The following is a 14,515-nucleotide window of genomic DNA, read 5'->3' as shown; positions in this document are numbered from 1 at the left end:
GTGGACTGGCTCGCCTCGAACTGGCGCACCGTCATCGACCTCGCGGGGCAGCACCTCTACCTCGCCGGGGTGCCGCTCGTGCTCGGGCTGGTGCTCTCGCTGCCGCTCGGCTGGGCGGCCAAGCGCTGGCGCGGGGCGTACCCGGCCGTGGTCACGACGAGCGGGCTGCTCTACACGATCCCCTCGCTGGCTCTCTTCATCATCATGCCGATCGTCCTCGGGACGAAGATCCTCGACCCGGTCAACGTCGTCGTCGCGATGACGATCTACACCGTCGCGCTCCTGGCCCGCACGGTCGCCGACGGCCTGATGTCGGTGCCCGACCACGTCGAGCAGGCCGCGACCGCGATGGGCTACCGGGGGCTGCGCCGGCTGGTCGGCGTCGAGCTGCCGCTGGCCGTCCCGGTCATCGCCGCCGGCCTGCGGGTCGCGGCCGTCAGCAACGTGAGCATCGTCAGCGTCGCCTCGCTCGTCGGCGTCCCGCAGCTCGGCTCGCTGCTCGTCGACGGGTGGCGCCGCATCATCTGGGGCGAGCTCGTCACCGGCATCGTCGCCTGCCTCGTGCTCGCGCTCCTGCTCGACGGGCTCATCCTGCTCCTCGCCAAGGCCTTGACGCCCTGGCGCCGCGTGGCCGGAGGGACCGCATGATCGGCTCGCTGCTCTCGTGGCTCACCGACCCCGCGAACTGGTCCGGGTCCGACGGCATCCCCACCCGGCTGCTCGAGCACCTCATGTACGCGGTGCTGACGATGGTCATCGCGGCGGTGATCGCACTGCCGCTCGGCCTGTGGATCGGCCACAGCGGCCGGATGCGCTGGCTCGTCACCGCGACGAACGCAGCGCGCGCCATCCCCACGCTCGGGCTGCTCTTCGCGGCGTCGCTGCTCGTCGGCCCGGTGCTCAAGGGGGATGCCGCCTACCTCGCGCCGAGCATCGCCGTCCTCGTCCTGCTCGCCGTCCCGCCGCTGCTCGCCGGCACCTACGCCGGCGTCGAGGCCGTCGACCCGGCCGCGCGCGACGCCGCCCGCGGGGTCGGGATGACCGGCTGGCAGGTGCTGCGGCAGGTCGAGCTGCCGTGCGCGCTGCCGCTGGTCATGTCGGGTCTGCGCACCGCGGTGCTCCAGGTCGTCGCGACCGCCACGATCGCGGCGTACATCGGCCTCGGCGGGCTCGGGCGCTACCTCGTCGACGGCATCGCCCTCGGGGACTACCCGCGGGCCGCCGGCGGCGCGCTGCTCGTGGCGCTGCTCGCCATCGCCCTCGAGGGCCTGCTCGCGCTGCTGCAGCGGCGCCTCGTCTCGCCCGGACTGACCGGCCGGGGGCGTCGCGCCGGGTCACGAAACGATGACGATCAGCCGGGGGTGGAAGCCCACGCCGGTGCGCCTGTTGTGCAGGGTGGGCCAGGCTCCACCTGAGCGCCGCCCTCCGAGCTCCGGGGCGCTGCGTCGCTCCCTCCCTCATCCCCCTCTCGCCCGCCCCCCACGACCCACCGACCTGCATCCGGCCCCGCCGCCCGGCCCGGCCACCACGAAAGGGACCGACCCGATGAACCGCAGAACCGTCCTCACCTCCGTCGCCCTCGCCGCCGCCCTCGGGCTCTCGGCCTGCGGCGGCGGCAGCGACCCGCTGGCCAGCGAGAGCCCGGCAGCCGGCTCCTCCGGCGGCGCGTCCTCCGGCTCGATCGTCGTCGGCGGCGCCGACTTCTCCGAGTCCACCGTCCTCGCCGAGGTCTACGCCGGCGCGCTGCGCGCCAAGGGCATCGACGCGACGACCAAGACGAACATCGGCGCGCGAGAGATCTACCTGCGCGCGCTCGAGGACAACTCCGTCCAGGTCTTCCCCGAGTACACCGGCGCGCTCGCCGTGTACTACGACAAGGAGTACGCCGGCACCGACGCCGACGAGGTGTACGCGAAGGCCAAGGAGGTCGTCCCGGACACGCTGACCGTCCTCGACAAGTCCGCCGCCGAGGACGTCGACTCCCTCGCCGTCACCAAGGAGACCGCCGACTCCAAGGGCCTCAAGACCATCGAGGACCTCAAGGCGGTCGCCGGCGACCTGACGCTCGCCGCGCAGCCGGAGTTCAAGGAGCGCCCGCAGGGCGTCGTCGGCCTCGAGAAGGTCTACGGCGTGACCTTCGGCTCCTTCCGCCCGCTGACCGGCCAGGCAGTCCTCCAGGCGCTCGTCAACGGTCAGGCCGACGTCGCCAACATCTTCTCGACCGACCCCGGCATCGCGGCGAACAACCTCGTCGTGCTCGAGGACACCAAGCGCGTGTTCGGCTCGCAGAACATCGTCCCGCTCGTGCGCGCCGACAAGGCCGACCAGGTCAAGGACGCGCTCAACGCCGTCTCGGCCAAGCTGACGACCGACGCCGTGACGCAGATGCTCAAGCAGACCGACATCGACAAGAAGGACCCGAAGACGGTCGCGGCCGACTTCCTCAAGGCCAACGGCCTCGGCTGACGCCGGAGCCACGGGCTGACGAACTCTTGCGTCGGGGCTGGGACCCCGCGCCTGGGAGCCGACGTCCACTCACGGCGGCCGGACCGCCGCAGCTGAACGACCGGGCCCCCGGTGACCGACGAGGTCACCGGGGGCCCGCTTCGTCTCGCCTCATTCCCGACTGATTGCGAGTTGTGCCGCTCGACGCGCGGTTGGGAGGCGTGTCGGGCGGTGGAAGTCGCAATCAGTGGGGTGGGTTGGGGGCGACTTCTTGCGCATCCGCCACCTCGGAGCGCCCGTGGGGGCGGTCCTGAGGTGGTGGATGGGCAATCAGTCGGGATGGTCCCCGCGGTGGGTCAGTCCCAGGGGTCGGGCTCGTCGAGGAGCGCAGCGTCGCCGCCGAACGACCCCGCGGCCGGCTTGTTCGCCGGCGGTTCCGCCTCGGCGGCGGGCTGCTCGGCGCTCGGCTCCGGCTCGACCGCCTGCTCCGGCTCCGCCTCGGGCTCGGCCTCCGGCTTCGTCACAGGTGCCGCGTCGGTGGTCATCTCGTCGGTGGGTGCGGTCGCCGCGGCCGGCTCGTCGGCGGCAGAGGGCTCCTCCGATGCCTCGACGGCGTCGGGGGTCTGCTCGTCCGCGTCCACCTCGGACCGGTCCTCGACCACTGCGGGGGCCGGTGCCTGCTCGGCGGGCTCGTCCCAGGGGTCGGGCTCGTCGAGCAGCGACGCGTCGCCACCGAACGACGCGCTCGTCGAGCTCGCGCTCGGCTGGGCCTCGGCAGGGGAGGGGTCCGCCTCGGCGACGACCTCCTGGACGGGCTGCTCCGGCTCGGGGGTCGGCTCCGGCGCGGGCTCGGACGCCGTGCTCGGGGCCGATTCCTCCGTGAGCTGCGAGTCCGTCGTTTCGGTCGGAGTGCTCGCCGCGGTGTCGGCGGGCTCGTCCCAGGGATCGACGTCGTCCGCATCCGTGGCAGCGGGAGCTGCGGGTGCGGTGTCGGTGGTTGCCTCGGTCGTGGGCTCCGGGGTGGTGGTGGCTGCCGGGGTTGTGGCGGGCTCGTCCCAGGGGTCGAGGTCGTCGTCCGATGCTGCCGGGGCGGGGGCTGCGGTCTCGGTGGTCGGTTCCGGGGTGGTGGTGGCTGCCGGGGTCGTGGCCGGCTCGTCCCAGGGGTCGACGTCGTCCACATCCGCAGCAACGGGCGCTGCGTCACCGGTGCTCGACTCGGTGGTCGGTTCCGGGGTGGTGGTGGCTGCCTGAGTGGCGGCGGGCTCGTCCCAGGGGTCGACGTCGTCATCCACGGCCGCGGGGGCCGCGGTGTCGGTGGTCGGTTCCGGTGCGCTGGTGGCTGCCGGAGTGGTGGCAGGCTCGTCCCACGGGTCGACGTCGTCCACATCCGCAGCAACGGGCGCTGCGTCACCGGTGCTCGACTCGGTGGTCGGTTCCGGGGTGGTGGTGGCTGCCTGAGTGGCGGCGGGCTCGTCCCGGGGGTCGACGTCGTCATCCACGGCCGCGGGGGCCGCGGTGTCGGTGGTCGGTTCCGGTGCGCTGGTGGCTGCCGGAGTGGTGGCAGGCTCGTCCCACGGGTCGACCTCGTCGGTGGAGGCGGCGGCGTCGGCCTTGGCCTTCTCCTCGGACGGCTCACCCTGCGAGCGGCCGGGCGCCGGGTCGGCGATGGCAGCGGGCTCGTCCCACGGGTCGGGCTCGGTCCCGTCGACGACCGCTTCGGCGGTCTCGGCGTCGACGGCGACCTCCGGCTCGACGGCACGCTCCGACGTGGCGGGCGCGGCCGCGGGCTGGTCGTCCCAGGGGTCGCTCTCGTCCTGGTCGGAAGTCGACACATTCGTCGTTTTCTGCACGGGCTGAGCGGCGACGGGCTGGTCGTCCCACGGGTCGCTCTCGTCGTGGTCATCAATCGACACATTCGTCGATTTCTGCACGGGCTGAGCAGCGGCGCTGGGGGCAGCGGGCTGGTCGTCCCACGGGTCGCTCTCGTCGTGGTCATCAATCGACACATTCGTCGATTTCTGCACGGGCTGAGCAGCGGCGCTGGGGGCAGCGGGCTGGTCGTCCCACGGGTCGCTCTCGTCGTGGTCATCAATCGACACATTCGTCGATTTCTGCACGCTCGCCGGCGGCTGCTCGGCCGTCGGGGCGGCCGCAGGGGCCGTCGCAGCTCCGGCAGCGGTGGCCGTGGCAGCAGCGGTCGCGGCCGCGGCGGGCGCCGTCACCTCGGGCGCGGCCTCCCGCGCGGACGGCTCGACGGGCGCAACGGGCGCCTCCTGACCACGGCGCACGGCGGCGAGCAGCATCTGCGCGACGTCGACGACCTCGACCTCCTCGCCGACGCCCTCCGCCTGCTTGGCGGTCAGGCCGTCCGAGATCATCACGCGGCAGAACGGGCAGCCGATGGCGATGCGCTCCGCACCGGTCGCGAGGGCCTCGTCGGTGCGGTTGGTGTTGATGCGGGTGCCGAGCTTCTCCTCCATCCACATGCGGGCACCGCCGGCGCCGCAGCAGAAGGACTTCTCGCCGTGGCGCGGCATCTCGCGCAGCTCGACACCGGGCAGGGCGCCGATGAGCTCGCGCGGCGGCGCGTAGACGTCGTTGTGCCGGCCGAGGTAGCAGGGGTCGTGGTAGGTGACGGACGGCGCGGTCGAGGCGGCGTTCTTCGCGGACGACATGCCGGGCGCCTCGTCGGGGCGCGCGACCGGGACGAGCTTCTTCTCGCGGACGAGCCGGTTGAGCAGCTGCGTGTGGTGGACGACCTCGTAGCTGCCGCCGAGCTGCGGGTACTCGTTCTTGATGGTGTTGAAGCAGTGCGCGCAGGTGACGACGACCTTGGTCACGCCGAACTCGCCGAAGGTCTCGACGTTCTGCGCGGCCAGCGTCTGGAAGAGCAGCTCGTTGCCGGCGCGGCGGGCGGAGTCGCCGGTGCACGTCTCGCCGTCACCGAGGACGGCGAACGAGACGCCGGCGGTGTCGAGCAGCTCGGCGACGGCGCGGGTGGTCTTCTTCGCGCGGTCCTCGTAGGCGCCGGCGCAGCCGACCCAGAAGAGCCACTCGACGTCGGAGGCCTTCTCGACGTCCTGGCCGAGGATCTTGACGTCGAAGGGCAGGTCCTTGGCCCAGTCCAGGCGCGCCCGGGCGCCCATGCCCCACGGGTTGCCCTTGCCCTCGAGGTTCTTGAAGAGGCCGCCGAGCTCCTGCGGGAACGCCGACTCGATGAGCGTCGCGTACCGGCGCATGTCGATGATGTGGTCGACGTGCTCGATGTCGACGGGGCACTGCTCGACGCAGGCGCCACAGGTGGTGCACGACCAGAGGACGTCCTGGTCGATGACGGCGTCGGGGCCGTGCGGGTTGTACGCGGTCAGGGGCGCCGAGGGGTCGTACCCGGTGTCGCCGACGAGCGCCATCGAGGTCCAGTCGACGACGTCGAGGGAGCCGGCCGGCTCGACCCCGTCGGTCGGGACGGTCGCGGCGGCGGTGGCGACCGAGGCCATCGCCTTCTCCTGGTCACCGTCCGCGGCCGAGAGCGCGCGCAGGTACGGGGCCTTGGCGTCGGCGTGGTCGCGCAGCGTCATCATGAGCAGCTTGGGCGACAGCGGCTTCTCGGTGTTCCAGGCCGGGCACTGCGACTGGCAGCGGCCGCACTCGGTGCAGGTCGAGAAGTCGAGCAGGCCCTTCCACGTGAAGTCCTCGACCTTGCCGACGCCGAGGACGTCGCCGTCCTCCATCTCCTCCATCGCCTCGAGGTCGAACGGCTTGCCGCCGACCGTCATCGGCTTGGCCGGACCCAGCGCGGTGCGCCCGGAGGACTCGCGCTTGAACCAGATGTTGGGGAAGGCCAGGAAGCGGTGCCAGGCGACGCCCATCGTCGGCTGCAGCGCGATGGTGATCATCCAGGCGAACGAGATGAGGATCTTGACCGTCGCGACGACCTGCACCCAGGCGGCGAGCCCGGCGGGGGAGGTGCCCGACCACCAGCCGGCCATCCAGCCGGTCAGGGGGAAGTGGGCGACGAGCGAGGTGTCGGGCTCGAAGCGCTGCACCATCGCCGCCTCGAGGCCGCGCAGCAGGAGGATGCAGAAGGTGACGAAGAGGATGGTCAGCTCGACGTAGTAGGCCTGCCAGAAGGTCGAGCCGTAGAACCGCGAGAAGCGCCCGCCCTCGCCGCGGGCCCGCCGCGGGTGGTTCTTCTGGCGGATGGCCATGAGCACGACGATGCCGACGAGCCCGCCCCACGCGAAGACCTCGACGAGCCACTCGAACGGCGCGAAGTGGCCGAGGACCGGCAGCCTGTAGTCGGGCTGCACGAGCTGGAAGAAGGCGTTGACGAGCGTCGTGAAGAGGATGAGGAACGCGAGCGCGGTGAACCAGTGCGCCGCCGCGACGACCTTGAGCCGCGACATCCGGGTGTGCCCGAGGAACTCCTTCGCGAGGGTCCAGGTGCGGGCCGCGGGGGCGTCGGTGCGCGTGCGGTCGGGCTGCCCGAACCGGTAGAGCGTGACGAACCGCCCGACCTGCCGGAAGAGCAGCGCCCACCCGATCGTCGGGACGACGAGGCAGACGACGATGGCGACGACCTGCAGGGCGGTGACCCCGCCGAACCGGTCGTCGAACGACGGGATGACGTCGCTGGCCAGGGCGGGCGCGAGGGCAGCAGGCATGCGGGTCAGCGTACCGGGGGGTAAGCAAGCGCTCACCGGTCTGTGACGACCGTCAACAGGGTCCGTCCGGGCCCGAGATCCCGTTGTCCGCGCGGATAACGGCGTGTTGGAATACGCATAAGCGCTCCGGGGTTGGCCCGGACAGCAGGCTGATGCGTCGCGCCCCCGACCCCGGGCGGCCGGCGTCCACCGACAGAGAGGCGACCCGATGCCCATCCTCGACGACGTGACCCAGGCGGTCGGCAACACCCCGCTCGTCCGCCTCAACCGGATCATCGACGGGGACGCGACCGTCGCGGCGAAGCTGGAGTTCTACAACCCGGCGAGCTCGGTCAAGGACCGCATCGGGGTCGCGATCATCGACGCCGCGGAGGCGTCCGGCCAGCTGAAGCCCGGCGGCACCATCGTCGAGGCCACCTCGGGCAACACCGGCATCGCCCTCGCGATGGTCGGTGCCGCGCGCGGCTACCGGGTCGTCCTCGCGATGCCGGAGTCGATGAGCAAGGAGCGCCGCGCGCTGCTGCGCGCCTACGGCGCCGAGCTCATCCTCACCGACCCCTCGACCGGCATGAAGGGCGCGGTCGCCAAGGCCGACGAGATCGTCGCCGAGCGCGACGGCGCCGTCCTGGCCCGCCAGTTCGCCAACGCCGCGAACCCTGAGGTGCACCGCCGCACGACCGCCGAGGAGATCTGGAAGGACACCGACGGCGCGGTCGACATCGTCGTGGCCGGCATCGGCACCGGTGGCACGATCACCGGCGTCGGCGAGGTCCTCAAGGCGCGCAAGCCCGGCGTCCAGATCATCGCGGTCGAGCCGGAGGAGTCCCCGATCCTCAACGGCGGACAGCCCGGCCCGCACAAGATCCAGGGCATCGGCGCGAACTTCGTCCCCGAGATCCTCAACACCGAGGTCTACGACGAGGTCATCGACGTCAACGCGCAGACCTCCGTCGACTGGGCGCGCAAGGCCGCGACCCAGGAGGGGCTGCTCGTCGGGCTCTCCTCCGGCGCAGCCCTCGCCGCGGCCAACCAGGTCGCGAGCCGCCCCGAGAACGCGGGCAAGACGATCGTCGTCATCATCCCCAGCTTCGGCGAGCGCTACCTCTCGACGATCCTGTTCGAGGGTCTCGTCGACTGACATGACCTTTCTGAAGCAGGCGCGCGCGACGGTCCGGGAGGACCTGGATGCCGCGATGCGGCGCGACCCCGCCGCCGAGTCGCGGGCCGACGTCGCGCTGAACTCCCCCGGGCTGCACGCGATCTGGTCCTACCGGGTCGCGCACCGGGTGTGGGAGAAAGGCCCCCAGTGGCGGCCCGCCGCGCGCCTGCTCTCGACGGTCACCCGGGCGGTCACCGGGGTGGAGATCCACCCCGGTGCCCGGATCGGGCGCCGCTTCTTCATCGACCACGGCATGGGCGTCGTCATCGGCGCGACCGCCGTCGTCGGTGACGACGTGATGCTCTACCACGGGGTGACCCTCGGCGGTCGGTCGCTGGCGCGCGGCACGAAGCGCCACCCGACGCTCGGCGACCGCGTCGTGGTCGGCACCGGCGCGCGCATCCTCGGTGACCTGCTCATCGGGGACGACGCACAGATCGGGGCCAACTCCGTCGTCGTCAAGGACGTCCCGGCCGGCGCCGTCGCCACCGGCATCCCGGCGCGCGTGCGGATGCCGCAGCTGCCCGGCGAGGACCCCTACGACGCGCTGTTCGCCGAGCCGGCCATCTTCATCTGACCTGCGGTACGACGGCTCCCGCGCGCGGGAGCGGTCACGGCGTCGCGCTCCACTCCGAGCCGTAGAGGCAGAACACCCCGGCGGCGGGGTGCTCGACGACGACCTCGGCCCACGCCTGCGAGGCGTCCGTCCCCGTCGCGATGCGCCGGTGGTGGGCGACCATCGCGTCGTGGGCGACGACGTCGGCGACCGGCGCCACGGCGGCCAGCACGCTCGTGGCGCCGAGGGAGAGCAGGGCGATGGCCAGCCCGAGCGGCTCGTCCCCCGGCCGGGTCGAGAACTGCCCGACGTCGCAGGCCGACAGGGCGACGTGCTCGGCGGCGACCGGCCGCGGGAACTCGTGCGCGAAGACCGGCCCGTCGGCCATCCGCACCGACGAGAAGAGCGGGCTCTGCCCCTGGTGCAGGCCGTGCGCCGCGAGGTGGACCACCCGCGCCGACCCGAGGGCGTCGAGGACGTCGGCGCTCGTGGCCGTGCGCGGGTCGGGTGCCGGAGCGACGCCCCACGCGCGCTCGACCGCCCGGATCTCCGGCAGGGTGCGGGTCAGGCCCGGGCCGTAGAGCGCCGCGACGGCCGTGGTCGGGCGCAGGCCCGACGCCCGGGCCGGGCCGCGCACCCACCGGGTGAGCGAGGGGGCGACGGTGACCGGCCGGCCGCGCAGGCTCGGCATGAGGCTCCACGGCATCCCGGCGAGGGTGCGTGACGGCACGACGACGACCCGGTCCTCGTCCGCGCCACCGGGGTTGAGGAGCGCGTCGGCCGCCGCGAGGGAGGACGTGGTCGCCCGCTCCAGCACCGCCGCCATCGGCGACCCGGGGGCGATGGTGGCGCGGGCCCGCAGGTCGCGCCGCAGCCGCGTCACCGCCTCGACGACCGCGGGGACCGGCCCGACGTGCACCACCTCGGCGCCGGTGGTGCGCAGGACCACCTGGTGCAGCTCGCCCCCGGACTCGAAGAACTCGACGACGGTCGTCGCGCCGTCGAGCGCCGCCGTGGCCTCGTCGGCGTCCACGGGATGCACCGCGCCGGCGGCTTGCCCGTCGACCGCGAGGCTCCACTCCCGCTGGGCGACGAGGGACTCGAGCCGCTCGACGCGAGGCGCGAGCGCCGCGGCCTGGTCGCGGTCGCTGTCGGCGAGGAGCTGGCGCAGGCGGCGCAGCTCGCGGGTGGCGTCGGCGAGGTCGGGGTCCGCGGGGGCGGTCACCGGGTTGATGCGGTGCGAGATGGCGCGCCAGCGCTCGACCGTCGCGAGGACCTGCTCGGCGCGGTCGCCGGCGAGCGAGCGCTCGGTGTCGAGCGCCGCGAGCCGACGGCCGTGCAGGGCCAGGGCGGCCCGCACGTCGAGGCTCGCGGACTGGAACTGGTGCGCCGCGAGCACCCGGTTGCCCTCCTCGAGCCGCTCGCTGGCCCGGGCCCCCCGGTCGCGGGCGAGGTCGAGGCGCGCACGCACGAGCACCTCGTGGAGCGTCGCGGCCAGCGAGGGCTCGCCGGCCGTGCCGAGGTCGGCGAGACGGCGTTCGGCGCCGTCGGCATCTCCGAGGAGGAGGCGGGCCTCGGCCTCGAGCCGGACCGCCTCGCGCCCCGAGGACCCCAGCGCCGGTGCGCCGGGCTCGCCCGCGGCGTGCTCGGTGTGCCGCACGAGCCGCTCGACGACGGCGGGCAGGTCACGGCCCTCGGCGACGTCGACCCCGGCGCGCAGCAGCTCGGCCTCGCGGACCAGCTCGTGCGCCTGCCGGGTGCGGTAGGCCGCCGTGGCGTCCCGGACCCGGTCGCGCGCCCGGTCGAGGTCGCCGACGAGGAGGTCGCAGCGTGCGAGGCGCAGGCTGATCTCGCCCTCCTCGAGGCGGTGCCCGGAGGAGTGGGCCGTGGACAGGGCCGCCTCGAGCTCGGCGCGGGCGCCGTCGACGAGACCCGCCGCCAGGAGCACCTCGGCGTGGTCGAGCCGGGCCCGGTCGCGCGCCACCGCGACGTCCATCGCGTCGGCCTCGCGCATGAGCGTCAGCGCCCGCGGCAGGTCACCGTCGACGAACGCCACGACGGCCCGGTTGTGGCGCGCCTTGAACTCCAGCTCGCGGAAGCCGCCCTCGACGGCGATGTCGCGCGCCGCGTCGAAGTTCGCGGCGGCGTCGGCGGAGCGGCCGACGCCGAGCCAGGCCTGCCCGAGGTTGAGGTGGTAGGCCCAGCGCTGCGCCGGGTCCAGCCCGGACCCCTCGACGTCGACGGCCAGCAGCGCCTCGACGCACGAGGGCCAGGCCCCGACGCGTCCGTGGAGGGTCCCCTCCTGGATGTGGGTCAGCGCCACGAGGAGCGGGTCGTCGAGCTCGAGCGCCTCGGTTCGTGCGGCGTGCAGCGTCCGCAGCGCGGGCTGGATGCCGTCCGCCTCGAGCTCGGACCAGGCCCGCGTGATGCGGACCCGGACCCGGAGCCAGCGGGCGTCGCGGTCGTCACGCCCGGCCAGCAGGCCCAGGGCCCGGTCGAGCCGTGCTGCGGCGGAGGCGAAGTCGCCGATCTCGTTGTCGGCGCGCGCGGCATCGAGCAGCCCTCCCGCAGACTGCAGCGGGTCGCGCTCGATGGCTCCTCCTCTAGAGGTCGATGGCCGGCGTGATGACCGGCGGCGCGTCCGGCCGCCCACGTCGCCGCAGGACGAAGTTCACCAGACCGCGCTCGACCCCCGCAAAGGTGAACCGCCCGTCGGGATCGGTGGCGGCGCTGCGCGTCCGGCTGCGCTCGCGCAGCTCGACGTCGACGTCGCCCTCGCTGGCCCAGCCGACGACGTCGACCCGGCCCGGGCCGGCCGGTTCGAGGCTGACCATGACGCTCAGGCCGTCGCTCGCGAAGGTCACGGTGTCGGCGCGGTCGTAGTCGGCGCCGCGCACGGTCGTCAGCGCGTCGGCGTCGGACACGATGCGCGCGACCTCGGCCTCGAGCGAGGCGACGCTCATCGCGAAGGTGATGCGGTCGACGAGGCCGGCGGGCACCGGGTCGAGCTCGTCGTGCGCGGCGCGGACGGCGGCGAGGACGCGCACGTCGGCGGCGTCCAGCGGCTCCTCGGCGAGGTGGTTCTCGTGGTCGGGGGCAGGGCTCATGAGGTCATCTCCCAACGGGGATCGGAGGTGAGGGCGGCGCGCAGCTTCGCGAGGCACCGGCCCCGGGTCGGGCCGATCGACCCGACCGGCATCCCGAGGGCGTCGGCCACCCCCGCGTAGTCGGGTCGGTCGGCGTACGCGATGGCGCGCAACAGCGTCTGGCAGCGGTCGGACAGGAGGTGGAAGTGCTCCCAGACGACGCGCTGCTCGTCGTGGGCGAGGACGGCGGCCTCGGGGGAGGGCGCCGCGTGGTCGGTCTCGAGCTCGCGGACGTCGTCGTGGGCGTCGGGCTCCTCGCGGTGCCCGCGCGAGCGCAGCCGCCAGGAGTCGCGCCGCGTCGTCGTCAGCAGCCACTTGAGGACCGAGCGGGGGTCGTCGATGGACCCTGCGTGCTGCACGAGCTTGAGCCACGTGTTCTGGACGACGTCCTCGGCGGCCTGGTGGTCGAGGCCGGACTGGCGCGCCACCGCCCAGAGCAACGGCGTGACCTCGCCGACGAGCAGGGTCATCCCGGAGCCGTCACCGTCCCGGAAGGTCTCGAAGGCGAGGGCGGCCCGGACGGCCAGGCCGTCGGCGTCGGTGTGCATCACGGTGCTCCTCCCAGGGCCTTGGCGACCGCCTCGGCCACCGACCCGCAGGCCTTGGTCGCGAGCAGCTGCGAGATGCCGCCGGCGCAGCACGGGGCGGCGAACGACGTGCCGCTCCAGACGCCGAAACCGGTGGCGTAGCAGTCGGGGTCGGGGGTCTCGCGCGCCGGCGAGCCGGGGCCGGCCGGGACGGCGAGGTCGCCGCGCAGCGAGCCCTCGAGCGTCGTCGGCATCGTGCTGACGACGGCCACGCCGGGGTGCCAGTGGGTGACCCACCCGCCGGTGTTCGAGAAGGTCGCCGCGGCCTTGCCGGTCGGGTTGAGGGCGCCGACGGCGGCCACCGGGATCGCGCGGTTCGGGTTCTGCGAGAGGGCTGCCGGCCAGAAGTGCTCGGTGGTGGCCCCGTTGCCGGCGGCGGCCACGACGGCGATGCCGTCCTCGGCCAGCATCGCGATGACGCGGAACAGGGCGTCCTCGTCGGAGACCGTGTCCGGACGCTCGTGGTAGTAGCCCATCGACAGGTTGACGACGCTCAGCGGCTCGTGGTCGGCGCGGCCCTCCTGGGCGGCCCAGTGGTAGAGCGCCAGCAGCCCGAGGGCCTCGACGACGTCCTGCTCGTCGGCCGCGCCGTCGCCGTACATGACGGGGACGACGACGAGCCGCGCGTCGGGGCACTGCTGCCGGATGACGCCCGCGACGAAGGTGCCGTGGCCCGCGAGGGCATCGAGGGTGCCGTTGACCGTGTCGATCGTGACGCCGCGGCCCTCGGGGTCGCGGTGCGGTGCGAAGCGCAGGCCGATGGTCTGGCCGCCGACGGTCGGGTCGCGGTCGACGAGCGGCGAGCCGTCGAACCAGGGGTGCGCGCCGAGGCCGGTGTCGAGGACCGCCACGACGGGGGACGGGCCGCCGGTCGGCTGGGGCGGCTCGACGTGCAGCGAGACGGGTCCGCGGCCGGCGGCCGTGCCCGGGGCGCCGACGCCCCCCATGTAGCCGACCCCACCCATGTAGCCCACGCCCCCCATGTAGCCCACGCCACCCATGTAGCCCACGCCACCCATGTAGCCCACGCCACCCATGTACCCGACCCCGCCCATGTAGCCGACGCCCTCGAGGCCGGCGGACATCATCACGTGGTTGAGGCTGAACCCGGCCGCCGCCTTGCGGTCGACGCCGCGGGCACGCTGGACGACGTCCCACGCGGTGAGCGGCGTGCCGACGCGGCCGGGGTTCGGGCGCAGCTCGACGAGGCGGTGCGTCGAGCGACCGAGGCGCTCGGCGTAGCCCAGCTCCTGGGCGGCCGCGAGGACGCGGCTCGGCAGCACGTCGACCGAGAAGTCCATCTCCTCGCCGATCCGGCGCAGCAGCTGGAGCGGGCCCTCCTCGAGCTGCTCGTCGGTGAGCCCGGGGACGAAGAGGCGGTGCGGCACGTACGCGACGGCGCGCGGCGCGGGCTCGTCACCGACCCGCGTGGCGGTGCGGGGGTCGAGGACGGTCGCCCCGAAGCGGCGCAGCGCCGTCTCGGGCACCGCGAAGACCGGGGGGACCGGCGTCCGCGGCGGGCGGCCGTCGTCGGTCGTGCGGTCGGGGTCCTTGCCGTCCATGGTTGCTCCTGGGGGAACCGGGCCGGATGGGGTGTCCGCGCCGGTCCAGCGTAGTGACGAACGTCAACGCTGAGAAGGAGCCGTCGAGGGCCCGGGTGATACCCGCCACGGCGTGACGCGGGTCACATCCGGGGCGACGTATCAGGTCGTCGGCCGGCGGCTCCTGACGTGCGTGAGCCCCACCGGGCCACGGTGACCGGGTCCCGACGGGGAGCTGCCCCGGTCGTCGCGACCCGGGGTCGGGCCGTCGCGAGGGCGGCGGACCGGCCGTCCCCGGGGCTGACCGGACGGACGGTCCACGTGGCCGGCCGACCGAGCGGGGCCGTCGGCCCCGGTGCGTCGCCGCCCGGACCCGTGGCGTCGCACCGGCCGCGGACGCCGCGCACCGGGGGACCG

At 74.0% G+C, this 14,515-nt stretch carries 10 protein-coding genes; 5 read left to right on the top strand and 5 right to left on the bottom strand.

What is annotated here, in order from left to right:
* From HL663_RS02535 to HL663_RS02525, 3 genes are all read left to right on the top strand, one after another.
* A complete protein-coding gene (locus HL663_RS02535; RefSeq protein WP_173026915.1) occupies positions 1–648 on the top strand; it encodes an ABC transporter permease in 648 nt (215 codons plus the stop codon).
* The gene (locus tag HL663_RS02530; RefSeq protein WP_173026914.1) at positions 645–1,415 is read left to right on the top strand and encodes an ABC transporter permease; all 771 of its coding nucleotides are present in this window, start codon (positions 645–647) and stop codon (positions 1,413–1,415) included. Before HL663_RS02535 ends, HL663_RS02530 begins: the two co-directional genes overlap by 4 nt.
* 130 nt (positions 1,416–1,545) lie before the next feature.
* Entirely contained in the window at positions 1,546–2,466 is a 921-nt protein-coding gene (locus HL663_RS02525) for an ABC transporter substrate-binding protein (protein WP_173026913.1), read from the top strand.
* Positions 2,467–2,801: 335 nt separating this feature from the next.
* Here the strand turns inward: HL663_RS02525 and HL663_RS19440 are convergent, their stop codons facing one another.
* A complete protein-coding gene (locus tag HL663_RS19440) occupies positions 2,802–7,109 on the bottom strand; it encodes a heterodisulfide reductase-related iron-sulfur binding cluster (RefSeq protein ID WP_173026912.1) in 4,308 nt (1,435 codons plus the stop codon).
* Positions 7,110–7,317: 208 nt separating this feature from the next.
* Between HL663_RS19440 and cysK the strand changes: the two genes are divergently transcribed.
* Together cysK and cysE are read left to right on the top strand one after the other, a co-directional pair.
* Positions 7,318–8,247 carry a cysteine synthase A gene (gene cysK / locus HL663_RS02515; protein ID WP_173026911.1) on the top strand — a complete coding sequence of 310 codons (930 nt, stop codon included), beginning with the start codon at positions 7,318–7,320 and terminating at the stop codon, positions 8,245–8,247.
* A gap of 1 nt (position 8,248) precedes the next feature.
* A complete protein-coding gene (cysE, locus tag HL663_RS02510) occupies positions 8,249–8,845 on the top strand; it encodes a serine O-acetyltransferase (RefSeq protein ID WP_173026910.1) in 597 nt (198 codons plus the stop codon).
* Between the two features lie 34 nt (positions 8,846–8,879).
* Here cysE and HL663_RS02505 read toward each other — a convergent pair whose 3' ends face one another.
* From HL663_RS02505 to HL663_RS02490, 4 genes are read right to left on the bottom strand one after another with little or no spacing between them, the layout of a single operon-like run.
* Complete coding sequence (locus tag HL663_RS02505) at positions 8,880–11,477, bottom strand: CHAT domain-containing protein (RefSeq protein ID WP_173026909.1); 2,598 nt, start codon at positions 11,475–11,477, stop codon at positions 8,880–8,882.
* Positions 11,428–11,931 (bottom strand): carboxypeptidase regulatory-like domain-containing protein, encoded by a 504-nt coding sequence (locus HL663_RS02500; protein WP_173026908.1) that lies wholly within the window; start codon positions 11,929–11,931, stop codon positions 11,428–11,430. The genes HL663_RS02505 and HL663_RS02500 overlap by 50 nt, the downstream gene beginning before the upstream one ends.
* Positions 11,928–12,518 carry an RNA polymerase sigma factor gene (locus HL663_RS02495; protein WP_173026907.1) on the bottom strand — a complete coding sequence of 197 codons (591 nt, stop codon included), beginning with the start codon at positions 12,516–12,518 and terminating at the stop codon, positions 11,928–11,930. Before HL663_RS02495 ends, HL663_RS02500 begins: the two co-directional genes overlap by 4 nt.
* Positions 12,518–14,119, bottom strand: coding sequence for a S8 family serine peptidase (locus HL663_RS02490; protein WP_173026906.1), 1,602 nt, complete (start codon positions 14,117–14,119; stop codon positions 12,518–12,520). The genes HL663_RS02495 and HL663_RS02490 overlap by 1 nt, the downstream gene beginning before the upstream one ends.
* Positions 14,120–14,515 lie beyond the last annotated feature (396 nt).

This window comes from Arthrobacter sp. NEB 688 (assembly GCF_013201035.1).
In the GTDB taxonomy this organism is placed as follows: domain Bacteria; phylum Actinomycetota; class Actinomycetes; order Actinomycetales; family Dermatophilaceae; genus Phycicoccus.
This window is presented reverse-complemented; position numbering and strand designations above follow the sequence as displayed.

Excerpts from the sequence above, each read along its gene's own strand:
- HL663_RS02530 (WP_173026914.1), top strand. The coding sequence starts at position 645 with ATGATCGGCTCGCTGCTCTCGTGGCTCACCGACCCCGCGAACTGGTCC.
- HL663_RS02525 (WP_173026913.1), top strand. The coding sequence starts at position 1,546 with ATGAACCGCAGAACCGTCCTCACCTCCGTCGCCCTCGCCGCCGCCCTC.
- HL663_RS19440 (WP_173026912.1), bottom strand. The coding sequence starts at position 7,109 with ATGCCTGCTGCCCTCGCGCCCGCCCTGGCCAGCGACGTCATCCCGTCG.
- cysK (WP_173026911.1), top strand. The coding sequence starts at position 7,318 with ATGCCCATCCTCGACGACGTGACCCAGGCGGTCGGCAACACCCCGCTC.
- cysE (WP_173026910.1), top strand. The coding sequence starts at position 8,249 with ATGACCTTTCTGAAGCAGGCGCGCGCGACGGTCCGGGAGGACCTGGAT.
- HL663_RS02500 (WP_173026908.1), bottom strand. The coding sequence starts at position 11,931 with ATGAGCCCTGCCCCCGACCACGAGAACCACCTCGCCGAGGAGCCGCTG.
- HL663_RS02495 (WP_173026907.1), bottom strand. The coding sequence starts at position 12,518 with ATGCACACCGACGCCGACGGCCTGGCCGTCCGGGCCGCCCTCGCCTTC.
- HL663_RS02490 (WP_173026906.1), bottom strand. The coding sequence starts at position 14,119 with ATGGACGGCAAGGACCCCGACCGCACGACCGACGACGGCCGCCCGCCG.